At 53.3% G+C, this 15415-nt stretch carries 11 protein-coding genes and 1 pseudogene; 1 reads left to right on the forward strand and 11 read right to left on the reverse strand.

The annotated features are described in order from the left end of the window. Positions 1-2: 2 nt before the first annotated feature. From ACZ5EH_RS22315 to ACZ5EH_RS22365, 11 genes and pseudogenes are all read right to left on the reverse strand, one after another. Positions 3-395 (reverse strand): hypothetical protein, encoded by a 393-nt coding sequence (locus tag ACZ5EH_RS22315; RefSeq protein WP_464276057.1) that lies wholly within the window; start codon positions 393-395, stop codon positions 3-5. 79 nt (positions 396-474) lie between these two features. Next, positions 475-2274 (reverse strand): hypothetical protein, encoded by a 1800-nt coding sequence (locus ACZ5EH_RS22320; RefSeq protein WP_464276058.1) that lies wholly within the window; start codon positions 2272-2274, stop codon positions 475-477. A gap of 66 nt (positions 2275-2340) precedes the next feature. After that, the gene (locus ACZ5EH_RS22325) at positions 2341-3360 is read right to left on the reverse strand and encodes an efflux RND transporter periplasmic adaptor subunit (protein WP_464276059.1); all 1020 of its coding nucleotides are present in this window, start codon (positions 3358-3360) and stop codon (positions 2341-2343) included. Continuing rightward, positions 3332-5026, reverse strand: a complete 1695-nt coding sequence (locus ACZ5EH_RS22330; RefSeq protein WP_464276060.1) for a TolC family protein — start codon at positions 5024-5026, stop codon at positions 3332-3334. Before ACZ5EH_RS22330 ends, ACZ5EH_RS22325 begins: the two co-directional genes overlap by 29 nt. Positions 5027-5041: 15 nt before the next feature. Beyond that, positions 5042-5704 carry an ABC transporter ATP-binding protein gene (locus tag ACZ5EH_RS22335; RefSeq protein ID WP_464276061.1) on the reverse strand — a complete coding sequence of 221 codons (663 nt, stop codon included), beginning with the start codon at positions 5702-5704 and terminating at the stop codon, positions 5042-5044. Between the two features lie 25 nt (positions 5705-5729). Continuing rightward, on the reverse strand, positions 5730-6857 hold the full coding sequence (locus ACZ5EH_RS22340; protein ID WP_464276062.1) for an ABC transporter permease: 1128 nt from the start codon (positions 6855-6857) through the stop codon (positions 5730-5732). Between the two features lie 191 nt (positions 6858-7048). After that, on the reverse strand, positions 7049-8338 hold the full coding sequence (locus tag ACZ5EH_RS22345) for an aminotransferase class I/II-fold pyridoxal phosphate-dependent enzyme (RefSeq protein WP_464276063.1): 1290 nt from the start codon (positions 8336-8338) through the stop codon (positions 7049-7051). 354 nt (positions 8339-8692) lie between these two features. After that, positions 8693-9883, reverse strand: coding sequence for a glycosyltransferase (locus ACZ5EH_RS22350; protein WP_464276064.1), 1191 nt, complete (start codon positions 9881-9883; stop codon positions 8693-8695). Positions 9884-9996: 113 nt separating this feature from the next. After that, positions 9997-11205, reverse strand: a pseudogene (locus ACZ5EH_RS22355) (radical SAM protein); the annotation flags it as partial. A gap of 207 nt (positions 11206-11412) precedes the next feature. Next, a complete protein-coding gene (locus ACZ5EH_RS22360; RefSeq protein WP_464276065.1) occupies positions 11413-12498 on the reverse strand; it encodes a glycosyltransferase in 1086 nt (361 codons plus the stop codon). Positions 12499-12633: 135 nt separating this feature from the next. Beyond that, positions 12634-13851, reverse strand: coding sequence for a radical SAM protein (locus tag ACZ5EH_RS22365; RefSeq protein WP_464276066.1), 1218 nt, complete (start codon positions 13849-13851; stop codon positions 12634-12636). Between the two features lie 310 nt (positions 13852-14161). Here ACZ5EH_RS22365 and ACZ5EH_RS22370 point away from each other — a divergent pair, with 310 nt between their 5' ends. Then, positions 14162-15367: a zinc-dependent alcohol dehydrogenase gene (locus tag ACZ5EH_RS22370; protein WP_464276067.1), complete on the forward strand. Its 1206-nt coding sequence runs from the start codon at positions 14162-14164 to the stop codon at positions 15365-15367. The last annotated feature ends 48 nt before the right edge of the window (positions 15368-15415 follow it).

A 15415-nucleotide genomic window follows, 5' to 3' on the forward strand; every position in this document is an offset into this window, starting at 1 on the left:
CTCTATTCCAAAGTCGGCGTGTCCGACACCCTTTTTGCCGTCAGATCCAGTTTATAGCCTTTTTTTGCGGTCGTAAGCACACCCGTCACCGTATCATCCACCAAAGGTTTTCCCTTGAAGCTGTGCCCCCTGAAGTGAGCGGCGCTGATACCGTCTTGGGTGACCTTACCTTTGAAGTGGTAATAGTTTGTCTGCCCCCAAGCTCGGACAACGGCCACGCCCTTGATCTTGTCTCCCTTCTGGTAAACATGGGCTTCGACAGCGGAAAGCATACAATTTCCCTTCCACACGCCCGTATAATCGGGAACCTTTGTTGTTTGAACAGGAGGATCAGCCGCGAAGGCCACTCCGGCAAAACACATGATAAGCGCGATAATTGCAATACGTCGCAACATATTTTTCTCCTTGCTGCAAGCAACAGCAGCGAGTCAAAACCTCTCGTTTTTATCAGTCCAAAACATGACGCTGAAAAGGTTATTCAACTTGCATCCTGCGGACATCCACAAGTCTGATGTGCTGTCCTACGGATTTGCTTGGAAACAGCTTTTCATCGAGCAACACAAAGCGGCCCGGTTTTCTTGCCAAACGGCCAATCAAGGCATCATAGGGTGAAAACATGGGGTGATCGCTGGGCACCCCTTTCAATTTCTTCCCTGGATACACAACAACTGGAAACCGCAATCCCGCCCGTTTGCATATTGAATGCAACATGTCTGGCATAGGCGCCTGACATACAGGCACAAGCTGCCGATCCGGGAGCAGAAAGCGTTTTTCAAATTGCCTGTCGTCGACAACAATATAATCAATTTTCCAGCGCTGGCAAAAAATCCTAACGACATTCACGTCCTTGGCGTAATAAGCGCGAAGCATATCTTCAAAACGAGGGCTGAATCGATTCCAGTAGCCGCGGCTCCAAGGGTGGGCCAACTCATAGGAAGCCAACACGCTACGCTGCCCAAAAGTAAGCACATTATCCATGGTATAGGGGTGCCCGGCATATAATGCGTCCTTTGGGGTCTCCCGCACCGCTGCATACAAGGGCGCGTCCCCCCCATAATCATACAGCGCTTCACCATGTAACCGCGCGCTTCCCATTGCGAAACAACAGGCAATCAGCAGCACAGCAAGCCACGGCTTGCATTTGTCGGTCATGAACCGCGCCAGGAGCAGGCCAAGAATCACACACCACCCTAAAGCAGTGGTGTATTCCAGATACCGTGAGGGGATAAACAACTGCAGCAGCAGCAAGCGAGCTGCGAACCACAACATCAAGGACGCAAGACAAATCCAGATAAAAGGAGCGCCCTTTAGCAGGAGGGAGCGCCAGGATATCCTCCGAACTCCATATATAAAAAGGAACAGCACCAGAATTGCGGCAATAATGCCGGGAACAATGCCCCACTCCCTGAAGGGAAGCATACGCTCCCAAGGGCGGACAATTATCTCAAAAGGCAGCGAGGGCACTGGGACAATGGGAAATCGGCCCAGGGGGCCAAAAAGAGGATTGCCCGCCATTTCAGACATATCGGCCATCGGGCCAAAACCGGAACCAGCTAACCCCTTGTTATACAAAAGAACAGGCGCTGCGCTTGCCGCCACAACCACATACTCCCACCACTTGCGCGGGACAGGGGGCATTGGCGCCAGCCGTATGATGCCAAAAAACCAAGCGAGCCCCAAGGACAGACCGCATAACGCATAAATATACGGAATAAAGAAACCGAGTAGCACGAGGCTGCAAAGGATTCCCCATCGAGAAACGGAAGAAGGCTGGTCGCCCCCCCTCCCTTTCTGCCAGAAGAGCCAGAACATCACCATCAGAGGCGCAGCAAAGGAGCGCGCCAACCCCCCAGAGATGTTGTGCATGAAGATTGGCATAAGCCAGAAAACAGAGAGCACCCCCCACCCTGCCATGCGACCGGCCAGCAGACGACCGAGGGCGAACAGCATGCCGCCCAGCAAAACGAACTCCGCGCCGGTCAGAATCTTGGAAAACAAGAGGGGAGAAAAAACAAACGATGCCAGGTGGTAGAGACCGCGTACGCCCCAGGTCACGTAATGACGGGCATAATCAGCCAGCCAGTCTCCGTAATACAGCCCAGGGTCGTTCCACTGCTGCATCCAGAACAGCTGTTGTCTGGTATCGTCGTTTACTGTCCACGGATCAAAAAAAGCGTATCCGTGCCCAAGAAGAAACAGTAAGGCAGTAAGGCCAAAAGCCAACGCCACATCACGGCCAAAGCTTTCAGCAGACAGCAGTCGGTTGGCATGCATGCAAACACTACTCCCGACAGCAGCCCAGGCCACTTTTCAGATATATACCGAATAAAGCGGAGGTGGCTACCTTGATGGCGTTATTTTGATCTGCGTCTTAAAGCCCTCTTTGAGCTCTTTATTGGGGTTGGGAGCCGTAAGTTCGACCTGGTAGTAGGAGGGTTGGTCCAGCCCTGGAGTGATTGGTGTCCAGGAAATGCGCGAGACTTCAGCATCAAAGGTCTTATTGGGCAGAGATGAGAGCGTCACGGTGGCCTTGTCACCGACATCAATACGGCTGGCTTCAATCTCAAAAATGTTGGTGCGAATGATCATCGGGTCCATGACGCCGATAATGAAAGCAGTGTCTTTGGTAAGTGTCGCATCCTTGCGGATTTCCGGGTTCACCCACAGCACATGGCCATCAATGGGGGCAGTTGTGGTAATGACATTGGGGAAATTATCGTAACTTACCCCTTTGCCGAGAGTGTCTTCCAAAGATGTAATCGAATCCGTCAGGCCCTGCTTGCTGATTTCCAGCTGTTTTACGAGGTTCTGCCGCGCAATCTGGGTAGCTTCAATCTGCAGTTGCAATTGCTTGACGCTACTGTCGGAAGCCATTTGTTGCTGCAGAAGTTGCTTAGTTTCCTCCATCTTTGCACGCAGAGGTGCAAGTTTGGCGGCAATATCGGCAATCCTGGCCTCCAAAACGCGCAAGGGCTGTGGGGAGATTTGCTGCCGCAGGTTGGAAACAACGCGCGGGTCAAGCTCATACAGCATCAACGGGTCGCCCTTGGAAACCTTTTGCCCTGCATGGACAAGGAGTTCCTTTACAACACCATCATAAAGAACGGGAACCACGCGCTTCAGGGAAGAATACAGCTTTCCCTGGACGACGATTTGCGGGTCAGCTTGTGGTTCAGGCTTGGGCTCAGGTTGTTTTTCTTCTTGCTTTTTTTCCTCGTTCTTACCTTCTTCGGCAAAGGACTTGCCGCTGACAGGGCCCAAAATCAAGGCGCCCCCGACAAGCAACGCAAGAAAGGAAATGAACGCGAAGGACTTGGAGAGTCCTTGCAGTTTATATTTCTTTTGCAGAAATGTATGCATTGAACAAATCTCCCGATATATATCTGAGGTCAAGCATGACCATGTCATCGTCCATCTCAGACGTTACGGCTTTCTTTCTGGCCTCAAAATAAGCCTTGATCGTATCCAGATATTCTGGAAAAGGCTGTGTACCAGCCTGATAGCTGATTTCGCCCTGCCGTTTACGCAGACCGGCGAGCTCAACAAGAGCCCTATTGACTTTCAGGGCAGCCAGCGAACTCCGTTTACGCGTAATCGTCGTGCGCCAGTCACTGGAAACGCTCATCCCTGTAATATTTTCAGAAGCGATGGCCTTGCGTGCTTCAAGGCGTTCTCTACGAACATTCCTGTAGCGCTCTCCCCAATCCCAGAACTGCCATTCAAAACCAATGGTGGTATAAAAACCGTCGTTGGTGTCCTTATCGCTATCGACGACATCTGGCGTTCTGAAACCAAACTTCAGGCGGGGTATGTAAGCAGCCCATGCCAAAGAAATTTGATACTCCGCCAGCTTTCGCTTTTGCGACTCGATCTTCATGTCGATACTGTTGTCTTTGATATTTTCCACTGAAATTTCAGAAGGAGAGAAATAGCCATGGACCTGGTTGGAGGCATCCGCGAGATCAAGTTCCAGGTTCTCACCTTCACCAATGCCCAAAAAGGTCTTCAAATTTTCTTTCAATTCATCGCGTTTGGCAAGCATCTGTTCCCGCTCAAGAATTGCCATTTCCACCCTCTGATCAGCAATACGTACTTCCAGCGGGTTGGCAGAGCCAGAATCTAGAAGATTTGTCAAAAACGTCTTCTGATGCTGGGAAACAGAAATCAGCTCATCCTGAATGGCAATCATTTGCTCGATGCTTCCAAGGCCTATGAAAAGCTCTCCAAGCTGCTTCAAGCCCTCGTTTATAACCTTCATATGGGCAAGGATGGCGATCTTGGTGATCTCCTGACTCGCCATGATAGACAGACCAGCTTCAATGGGATCCCAACTTTCCATAAGGAAATTAATGTCCCAACGCTCGTCTTCTTGATATTCCTGGTCAGGGTCAGCAATCACATAGCTGGTCGCCACCTTGAATTTGGGCAGCAGGTTCCACATACTGTCCGATTCATCAATGCGTCTGAGTTGCACCTCCATGGCGGTCTCAACAAGATATGGAGACTGCTTGAGGGCCAAATGCACGCACTGGGTAAAATTCAATTTGCCGCTAGGAACGACGGGCTCGGCGATATTGAGGGTATTTTCCACTTGTTCAGCGCCAGAAGCGGAAACAGTCGTATCTCCGACTCTTTTCCCACCTTTATCGCCCGCGGCTATGCCTTTTGCCTCTTTGCTCTGCAAAAATGCCCTGGCCCGTGCTGCAGCCTTTTCCGCCGGTCCTTCCACCTTCACAGGTTCTTCCGATGCGACGGTCGCTGCATCCGGTTTGTTATTATCGAGAGCCTGCTGCTCAGTTTTTTTGGCTGGCTGCTCCTCACGGCTGGCCCTTTTTCTCGACTTTGCACCCAACATTTCCGGCATGGCATAACCACTTGAGGGTGCTGCTGTACCAGCGGCTTGCAAAGAGACGGGCACCAGCATGAAACAGAGTAATGCAGTTAAAACAACATATCCTGCAAGTCTGCTGGCAGAGGGATATGTCTTCCCGTCGTCTGTTTTCAAAGCCGTGAAGGGGTGTATCATTAGAAACTCCTCTCCTCAGTCGGAGTAAAGGTTGCCGTCTCGCAAATTACAAACGCGAGTACACCGTGCTGCGATTTCCGGGTCATGCGTAACAAGGACCATTGCCGTTTCACCACTGGAAATAAATTTGTGAAAGTGCTCCATGACCATATCGCCATGTTTGCGGTCCAGCTGTCCAGTCGGCTCATCAGCAAAAATCACGCTGGGGCGGTTCACCAATGCCCGTGCGATGGAAACACGCTGCTGCTCACCGCCGGAAAGACGATTAGTGGGGTGATTGATACGGTGCCCCATGTTAACCTTCTCCAGAGCCTCAAGGATCATTTCCTTGCGCTCTCGACGATGAACATTCGCGTATATAAGCGGGTATTCAAGATTTTCATAGACTGTTGTGTGCTCAAATAAATTACAGCTCTGAAACACAAAGCCGGCAAAATCACGTCTGAATTCTGCCTGGGAAGAGCGGTCACGTTTGAGCACGTCCTCCCCCATCACCCAGTAGGCGCCGGAGGTTGGCGGATGCAGTAGCCCCAGAACAAACAGGAACGTGGACTTTCCCATGCCTGAGGGGCCCATGATGGCAATCATTTCGCCTGGCATGACGTCAAGATTCACACCATGCAAAATACGAATGGGTTCCGAGCCGGTATTGTACTCCTTTACCAGGTCTCGGACCATAATAATTGGTTCTTTTTGCGTGTTCTCACTCATAGCGTATCGCTGAAACGACTTCCATTCGGCTGGCGCGCAGAGCCGGATAGAACCCTGCGATAATGCCAAGCAGCAATGAAAATAAAAAGCTGAGCACCGAGTACATTAACACCAGTTCCTGACTCGGAAATGAATTCATTATCTTGCTCGTGTAAAACACACCAGCAACGCCTAAACCTATACCGAGAACCGCCGCGCTGCAACTCAGACAAACCGCTTCTGACAAAAATTGAAACATGATGTCTAAGTCCTTGGCACCCATGGCTTTTTTCAAGCCAATTTCACGAATGCGAGAACGTACCGCCGTCATCATTCCGTTCCAGATTCCATATCCGCCCAGGACAAGTGTAGCTATCACCGCAAAATATATGAAGCTTTCCACCCAAAAAGCGATGCGCTTCACTTGTTCAAGCGCCCCTTCAGGAACGTCTACTTTCAGCCGTTCGACGTCCTGAAATTTTGCAATTGTCTCAGGAATTTTTGCAGCGACGCGCTCAACATCGTCCCAACTCAGGGCCCGAACAAGAAGACGATTGGAATCGGGCAATTTTTCCATGCGGTCTCGGGCCGTAGTGATCGGGATATACGCGAAACGCGCCATAGTACCGGCGGTATCCCCCTCCATGACGCCAATTATTCTATAATAGGAATCATCGATGAACAACCGCATCCCGACAACATCCTCTGTGCCAAAAATGCGTTGGGCGATCCAGTCACCCAATACAACGTTGACCTCATGCCCCGCAACATCGGAAGCCTCAATCGGGCGGCCGGACTGCATTGTATAACCGCTGACAGCCCAGAAATCGGAATCTATGCCAATAAGGGGAAAACCGATCTGCTTCTTCCCCACTGAAGTCTTTGCAGAGTTGGTCTTCTGAATAGTCTGGCTGACCAGCATCACACCGGGCAGCTTGCGCAAGGCATCGACAGACTCCTGCTTGAACCAGATCAACCGCTCGTATGGATTGCGACGGGAAACGCGCATCTCAAAGGAGACGTTCATGATTGTGGCGCCACCAATGAGCGTGAGGTCGTTATTGAGATTTTTCTTTACGATATCACCCATGGTCAGGATGATAATGACGCCAGCGGTACCGATGGCGATGGAAATCAACACCCCGAAGTATCTCCTGCGTTGCCGCAGGACCTGACGCGCACTCACACGCAGCAGGTCGAGGTAGCGAGGTAAACTTGCGCTCAAACCCATAGTTGATCACTGGACTGTGTACCGACGGTATTAGCAAACGGACAAAAGCAGCCCGTCAGCACTGAAGAAATCCCCCCGGAGAGTTCCGTACGGTAAGCCGGTCAGGGAAGAGCCTGGTCCGAAGCGGCGCAGGCGTCCCCTTCTGTGGTCTCAAACTGAGGCGCATAGCCAGCTTCTTCTGCCAGGTCCTCTGCACGCACTTTGAAGGTTTTTGCAAGCTTGCCAAGAGCATTCATCACGAAATCGAGATGATGCTGTTCATGAGTGCTCATATAAGCCGTCCTGATGAGAGCCTTGCCCTTGGGTACGGCAGGGAAAACGGCCGGCAATGCAAAAACACCTTCCTCAAATAAGGCCGCAGCGAAACGGAAAGCCTTGTCTTCGTCCCCTACATGAATGGGAATGACAGGGGATTCAGCAACGCCATAGACGAGCCCCAAGTCTTTGTAGCCTTGGCGCACGCGCCTTGTCACATCCCAAAGCTGTTCGACGCGTTCGGGTTCGTTTTCCATTATTTCCAAACACTTAAGAACTGTAGCCGCATTACTCGCAGGCAATGCAGCCGTAAAGATCAGGGTTTTGGAATGGTGCTTGATGTAGGTGAGCAAATCCGGGTCATCTGCGGCAATAAATCCGCCGATGGAAGCAAGGGCCTTGCTGAACGTGCCCATAATGAAATCAACATTTTCAACCAAGCCGAAATGCACAGCCGTGCCGCGACCGCTTTTCCCCATTACGCCAAGCCCGTGCGCGTCATCTAGGTAAACGACAATGTCAGGAAATTCTTCGCGCAGTTCAACCAACTCGGGAAGATTGCTCACGTCACCGGACATGCTGAAGACGCCTTCCGTGATGACGAAAATCGTGGCTTCAGGGTAACGCTGCTTGGCCTGGAGTATTTTCTCCCGGGCTGATTCCTTATTGTTGTGGCGAAAAGGGATAACCTTGGCGCCAGAAGCCCTGCACCCTTCAAAAATACTGGCGTGATCTTCACGATCGCAAAGAAGAACATCGGAAGGCGCCACAAGACTGCCCAACGCACCGAGGTTCGTCAAAAAGCCCGTGGTATGCACAACAGCGGCCTTTTTACCCACAAAAGCTGCCAGACGCTCTTCCAGTTGGTCATGCAGGGTCATATTTCCCGAAAGAAAGCGCGAGCCACCCGGCCCGGAGCCCCAACGGCGCACGGCCTCGGTGGCAGCTTCCACCACACGGGGGTCATGCGTCAGCCCGAGGTAATCGTTGGACCCGGCCATAACGAGCTTGCGGCCGTCCACCTCCACTTCAGGCCCCCATGATCTGTCAATGGGCTTGAAATAAGGATAACATTGTTTTTCTTTAATACCTGCGACGATTCGGGAAAATGCTTTTATGCGTTGGTTTGCTTTCATCGAGCGTGCAATCCTGGGAAATTTCTTTAAGGTCTGTAAGTCTCGGAATACGAGCCCTACATACTGTTTGAGAGGCTAGTAGCGCCACCTTGAAAAAATATAAAACCGGCGCTGGTGCCGGGGTCATTCAAGGCCTTGATGGCCTGCGTCATTGTGTAGGGGCCCCCTACACATTAATCCAATAAGACGCCATACCGTCGGCCAAAAGATGTATTGATCTACACTCCTGATAGTGCGGTTGTCAACCAACTACACAATTCACGAAGTTTCAGAGCGCACAATTTTTTATAAGCATTACAATTAACTACGGCACAAGCAAACGAATATTCTCCCAGGGACAATGTGTTCGCAACTCTATGGAGTCTTTCTCCGGATCACTTCACGGACCACACCGCCCCATCCCACACGGTAGGCAATGCCCCGCCAGACCATGATATTGCTGGTCCAGGTCTGCGCGTAGCACCATACCGTCATGAGAAGATAAAGAAAAAAACTGCCCGTCCAGGCCAGTCGTGGAGGACGGGGGGCGATCAACCGCCTGAATCCCTGCGCCAGCAAGGCCAGCAAGGCCAGATATCCGGCGCAGAATAAAAACGTTCCCACGGACTGTGCACCAAAACATCCCGTGAGCACAACCACCCCTGCATAGAGGACGGGCACCGCCAGCGCCGCCATACCCGGCAAAATGCCGGCCCACAGAAACGGTATGCAAAACTTGAGGTATTGCAGTTGCCGCAGCCACCAGTCGCCCCACTGCCCTGTACTGCGTCCGGAAATATGCGTGGTCATGACAGCGGTGGACACCGGCGTACAGCGTATACCCCGCTTCACAAGATGGGGACCCATGGAAAAATCGTCCACTATGTTTGTGGCCCAGATGTCTGCAATATTTTCACGCTCGAAAACATCCCGCTTGATGGCCATGGCGCCGCCCCATGGCTGCGTAACAATACTGAAAGCCTGCAGCATGTGGATGGCAAGCACTGTCCACGTCATACCAAGGGTGCCTGTTTTCGCATCACCCGGCACAATGCGATGAAATCCGGAAGCAAGGGGCGCGCCGTCCTTGACGATAGGACGCACCAGTTCCGATAAAAATTCGGGGGCGGCCCTGTGCGTGCTATCACAAAACACCAGAATGTCAGCGCTGTCACCCACAGCAGCCACGGCAGCCAGCAGATTATGGTTTTTCTGCCCACACATATTGGCAGGGCCGCTGGTGATTCCCCGGGCATGGGACATGTCATGTGTCAATTCGCGAACAAGCGTCCACGCGGGATCCTGCTCGTCCTTGGTGACAAATACGCACTCATGGTTGGGATAATCCTGCCGCAAGAGGGAATCGATACACACACGCATCTCAGGTGTGTCGCCAGTCAACGGCACCAGCATAGCAACACGGGGGCACGCACCTTCACAGGAAACACCACGGGGTGAGACAGCACTCCCCGGCAGACTTTGGCGAACATGCTTTCTCCCGTGAAAGTAGATCACGGTGATGATAAGCAGCTGTAACACCATCAACGCCAAAACAATTTCATGCACAGGGTGATCCTCACTGATATTTTGCGAGGACCACCCCGTCACCTGCGGGATCAGGCCTCACTCATTGCCATGGTGTCTTCTTCCTTTGCCACATCTGCAGCAGCGCCCTCTTCTTTGGGGGCGCAGGTCAGAAAACCACCATATTTTTCAAGTTCGTCGACGCGACAGCTCCAAACCAGACGCCCCTTGTAATAGATGGCATCCGGACAGCCGTCACACATGGACTGCCTCCCGTCCTGAAACACATCACAGGGCTGAATGACCATCACAGACTGCATGTCCAGAGGTTTGGTCCAACGGGAGGGTTTGGTAAGCCATTTCCAGAAGAGAGACAAGACGCTTCTGTTGATCACCGACAACGGGAAAAGAACCTGCGTGCCTTTCATAAGCCAGGGGCGCGTGTACGCCAGATATGTGCCAAAAGCATAATGATGAAACACTTGCACCAGTTCGGCAAAGGATGGCGAAAGATGGTGATAGATTTCTTCCTTGTTGCCTGCTCTGATGGTCAGCAGCCATTTCATGGAGCGCGAATCCTCAGTGCCGTTCAAATAGGCGCAGGGTTCGAAATCGGGATATGCCTCGCGGATGGCGTCCACCAGTTCCTGGGCAAGAATATCAACATGCCCTTCCTGATGATCAAGCTGATACACCAGATTTTTGGGATCGACCTTGCGGCCTTTGGAAAAAACGTCAAAACCTGCCTGGCTCTTGGCAGAGCGAAACAAGATGAACACCATGGTATGGACTATGGAAATATTCTCGTGCGCCCAGCGGGCCAGCATGGGCACATCGGGCAGGGTGTCGCGGTAGATTGTGGCGTTAAAGGCGCAAGAGAGTTTCCCTTTGCCATGCTCATGAATCATCCGGGCCAGTTTCAGTCTGAGTTCGTTGAGCTCTTCTTCCGTCTTGCCTGACCAGCCAGGGCGTTTTTGATGGCTGTCCACATGCATGGTGAACCCTACCAGCCCGGCATGGGCCAGTTTTTCCACCAGTTCTGGAGTCAGAGCCTGGCCATTGGAGTTGATTATGGGTTTCCACCCCTGCTCTGCAACATAGCGCACAAGATCGACAATATGCGGATAAATCAGGGGTTCGCCGCCGGCAATTGAAATGCCATCCGTGCGCCGCAGCTTTTTGAGCGCTTCAAGCTCTTCGATCACGTCTTCAAGGGGTCTGTGCCCGTGCGGATCGTTTTCCCGGTAGCACCCTTCACAATACAGGTTACATTTGGTGGTGGGCTCCAGCCAGGTAATGGCATTGTCGGCAAGGTTCCAGGGAAGCCTGAAATATTTCTCCGGAGTCAAAGGTCTGGTCCGCATTTGATCGCACCTCCAGCATCAATTGTTTGCCAGTCCCCCATTTAGACGGGCGCGTACCTGCGAAAAAAATATGACCTGAGTAAACCTGATAAGCGGTAGAACTTGCGTTAGGCCATACCCTAAAGAGACTTTTTGGTCGATACCGGAAGATATGATTTTGACCCTGACAACGATATTTTCTTCGCCGCCGGCCTAGAAACTATGAGCTCAGGAGTTCTCGCCGCCGGACAACAGCTTGAACAGGCGCTCGTGTGCGCGGGCAGTGCTTTCAAAGGAAAAGGCAGTAACAGCCCGTTCGCGCCCTGCCTCCCCCATCCTGCGCCGCATATCGGCATGCTGCAAAAGAGTGCTCATGCCTGCTGCCAGAGCGACATCGTCGCCTGAAGGAACAAGTATCCCCGTGTGCTCATGCTCCACCAGTTCGGGAACCCCATCCACATTGCAGGCCACAACGGGAAGGCCGCTGGCCATGGCTTCCAGCACCACATTGGGCATCCCCTCGCGCAGAGAAGAAAGCACAAAGACATCAGCCTGGGGGTAGACGTTTTCCAGGTCGGAGCGCCCCTGGTTGATGGAGATGCGTTGCCCGATGCCTCCAGGCAACGCGCTTACTTGTGATTCGAGTTCGCCCCGCAAAGGGCCGTCGCCATACAGCTCCAGCCGTGCATGTGGATTTTCCACCGCCACACGTGCAAAAGCCGCTATCAGGGTTTTCTGGTCCTTGTCATGCACCAGGCGCCCTGCACTCATGAAGACGACGTCTTCTCCCTTCTGTTCACCCCCAGGGCGAAACCGCTCCACATCCACGCCATTGGGAATGACGCTGATGCGCGAGGCAGGCAGAGAATATTCCTTCTGCAGTAATGCGCCAAGGGCGTGTGCATTGCAGATATGATGATGTGCAAACCCTTTGAGCCAGCGTTCATGATAGCGTTTTGGCGCGCCAGACTGACGGATGTTTGCAATGATAACGGGCACGCCACAAAGACGCCCGAGAAGACGTCCCCAGATGTTCGGCAAAGCGGTGAGCAACACCAAAACGTCGGGGCGTTCACGCCGCAACGCCCGCCAGAGTGCATAAAGACCACGGGGACCAAGGGATTTGCTGCGGGTCAACCAGAGAGCGTCGAGCCCTGCCTGTTCCACCAAAGGGGCGAAATCCCGCCCGTCCAGCAGAACCCATAACCTGGCGTCCACTTCTGCAGGGTCCAGTCGGCGGGCCGTTTCCAACGCCTGGCGCTGGGTGCCGCCGAACAGCAGGTCTTCGAGCAGCAGTACGACCTTCAGAGCCATTGCCCTCTGCTCCAGTTGACGGATTGGAGACGTACAAGGGGGAAACCTGTTGTCAGGTCTCCCCCTCATGCAACCATGGTAAAGCCGGAGCGCGAAAACTCGATGGTATCGAGGCAACGCGCCGCGACGAGTAAACTAGTACCCCATCAGGCCGCAGCAACGCGAGCACACGGGCATGAGCCCGTCTTTGGAAAGGCTCTGCCTGAAGCGCTTGTAGGAATCAGAATTCCACAGCTCGGTGATGGTGTGATCCTTGACGTTACCCACGACATAATCGTGGTAGTCGCGACAGGGAGACATGTTCCCGTTGCTGTCTATTTCCACCACCTGATAGATGGAGATACATTGCTCGTATCCAAAGCGCTCTGAGTGGTCATTGTAATATTTTTCAAGGTTCTCCACCCCGCGAATATTGGGGATGAAGGTGACCGGCGGCGCACCCTTCTGGGCAGACATCTTATCAAGCTCGTCCAACTGTCGGCTCAGATTCTCAAAATCCTGCAGCTTCCAGCCACCCATCCACCCTCTGTGCAGGGTGGGCGCAAAGCCGAAACGGCGGGCAAAGTCCTGATCATGGGCGCTTGCGTGCTCCTCGTCTATCCACCATGAAGGGTAGAACACGCACATGTCGGCCTTGTCACGATAGGTCTCGTAAATGTCCACCAGATGATTCACGTTATCCTTGGAAATGGTGGACAAGGTGGCGATGAGCGGCAAAGTGGACTTGTTACGTTCACGCAGCTCCACCACATCTGCAAGACCTTCCTGAATGGCGCGGAAGCTGTTGGTATTGCCCACACCGCGGCGAATCTTGTTGTGGACTTCCTCGCAGTGCCCGTCCACGGAAACCTGCAGCAGGAACATGGGGATATCTACCATGCGCTGGGCAAACTTGCTGATGTTGGTTCCGTTTGTGGCAATGGAGCACGGCAACCCCATGCGTGTGGCTTCCTCGATGATGTCCAGCCACCCGTTGTACAGGGTGGGCTCGCCGCCCCAAAGGTAGATGATGGGCTTGTGTCCATGGTCCACCAGGTCCTTGAAAAGCTCTATGTAGCGCTCTGGTGTGACTTCCTGCTTCTTCAGTTCCTTGAGGTCCTGGTTATGCAGGTAGCCTCCGTCTCCCCATTGGCCGCACATGACACAACGCAAGTTGCAAAGGTCAGTGATGCGTATGCTCACCTGCCGAATCTTGTTGGCCTTGCCTTCTTTATAATTGGGATAAATAGTGTTGAAGAGCCACTTTTCCCCTTGCAGGGTGGCGAGCTTCTTGGCGATCCAAGGGTGGCGCGCGAGCTTCCAGAAGTTTTTCAATACCGTTTGGGCGGCTACCTTGCTACGCTTGCTGCTCATGCAAATTTCTCCGGTGAAAGCTGACTGAACATTTTCACTGTCACGGACCATCCCGTGACGTGGTGGTACCAAAGGTCGGCAGGCTTGCACATTTCCCACAATCGGGCAAGTCTGTTCACATTCCCTGTGAATGCTGCCAGCCGCCCCTCCCTGCCGCACACACCGCTTCGTGCGGCGTTGCCGCGGCTTGACAGTACTGTCTCGCCGCGCCAGAGTGGCGCCCGCACTATACGCCTTTATCATCGAATGACAACCGCCCCACACTGGTGGGGTTTGTACGCCGGATTACCCGGCGTTTAACGGACTTACCATGCAAGCACTGGTCTATCGCCGCTCCATTCCCCGTTATCTGGCCTGTCAACTTGCCAGCCGTTTGTGGCGCCGTCGCTTCTTGCCACAGGTCGCCCCACTGGGATTGCAAGACAAAGAATTCAAACCACCTGAGGGATGGGCCACGGTCAAGGTCTCCCGTTGTGGCATCTGCGGCTCGGATATCGGGCTCCTCAGGGGGGCTGAATCCTACCTCATGGAGCCCTACGCTTCCCTGCCCTGCATCCTGGGGCACGAAACCGTCGGAGAAATAACGGACGCCCCTGAAGGGTGCGGCTTTTCAAAAGGGCAGCGTGTAGCCGTGGAGCCGATGTTGAGCTGCGCCGCGCGTGGATTGGAACCCTGTCGCTACTGCGCCCAGGGTGATTACAACCTGTGCGAACATTTCACTGAAGGCGCTTTGGACCCTGGTATGGTCATGGGCTTCAACTCCAGTGTAGGGGGCGGGTTTGCTGAGTACCTTGCAGCCCACCCTACACAACTTGTAGCCGTGCCCGACGCAGTGAGCGATGACCAGGCCGTGCTCGTAGACTCACTGGCTTCCGCGCTGCAACCTGCATTGCACAACCTGCCACCGGATGATGGTGTAGCGGTGGTGTACGGCGCAGGCATCATCGGCCTGCACTTGGTGCGCTGTCTGCGCTCCCTTGGCTGCAAGGCAAAAATTATAGTAGTGGCGCGATATGGATTCCAGCGTGATCTCGCACTGTCAGGCGGCGCCGACGAGGTGCTCATGTCGCCGAACCGTAAAAAACTCGGCCAGGCAGTGGGCGCCAGGATGCTCAAAACCACCATGGGCGGCGGCAACCTGGAAGGCGGCGCCACCCACTTTTACGATTGCGTAGGCAGCCCGCGCTCCATCCAGGATGGCTTGCTCTGCCTGCGCGGCAGGGGCGCATACGTCATGGTCGCCACCGTGGGTACTGTCAAAGGCGTGGACCTCTCCCCTCTCTGGCACAGGGAGCTGACCATGCACGGCACCAATTGTTACGCTTCGGGCAGCGATCATGGGAAAACTGTGCGCACCTACCAGCTTGCCATGGATTTTTTGGCATCCGGAACCTACCCTACGGAAGGCCTTTTGACACACACCTTTCCCTTGGAACAATGGCGAGAGGCCTTCACAACAGCTTTTGACAAGCGCGGGACAAAAAGTGTGAAAGTTGCCATAGCGCCAAAAGACTAGGTATGGATGTATTTCACAGTGAAAAAGAATACTTTTCAGTAAATAATG

It is taken from the genome of Desulfovibrio biadhensis, assembly GCF_055388615.1.

Coding starts and splice junctions, on each gene's coding strand:
- ACZ5EH_RS22315 (WP_464276057.1), bottom strand. CDS start 395: ATGTTGCGACGTATTGCAATTATCGCGCTTATCATGTGTTTTGCCGGA.
- ACZ5EH_RS22320 (WP_464276058.1), bottom strand. CDS start 2,274: ATGCATGCCAACCGACTGCTGTCTGCTGAAAGCTTTGGCCGTGATGTG.
- ACZ5EH_RS22325 (WP_464276059.1), bottom strand. CDS start 3,360: ATGCATACATTTCTGCAAAAGAAATATAAACTGCAAGGACTCTCCAAG.
- ACZ5EH_RS22330 (WP_464276060.1), bottom strand. CDS start 5,026: ATGATACACCCCTTCACGGCTTTGAAAACAGACGACGGGAAGACATAT.
- ACZ5EH_RS22335 (WP_464276061.1), bottom strand. CDS start 5,704: ATGGTCCGAGACCTGGTAAAGGAGTACAATACCGGCTCGGAACCCATT.
- ACZ5EH_RS22345 (WP_464276063.1), bottom strand. CDS start 8,338: ATGAAAGCAAACCAACGCATAAAAGCATTTTCCCGAATCGTCGCAGGT.
- ACZ5EH_RS22360 (WP_464276065.1), bottom strand. CDS start 12,498: ATGGCTCTGAAGGTCGTACTGCTGCTCGAAGACCTGCTGTTCGGCGGC.
- ACZ5EH_RS22365 (WP_464276066.1), bottom strand. CDS start 13,851: ATGAGCAGCAAGCGTAGCAAGGTAGCCGCCCAAACGGTATTGAAAAAC.
- ACZ5EH_RS22370 (WP_464276067.1), top strand. CDS start 14,162: ATGCAAGCACTGGTCTATCGCCGCTCCATTCCCCGTTATCTGGCCTGT.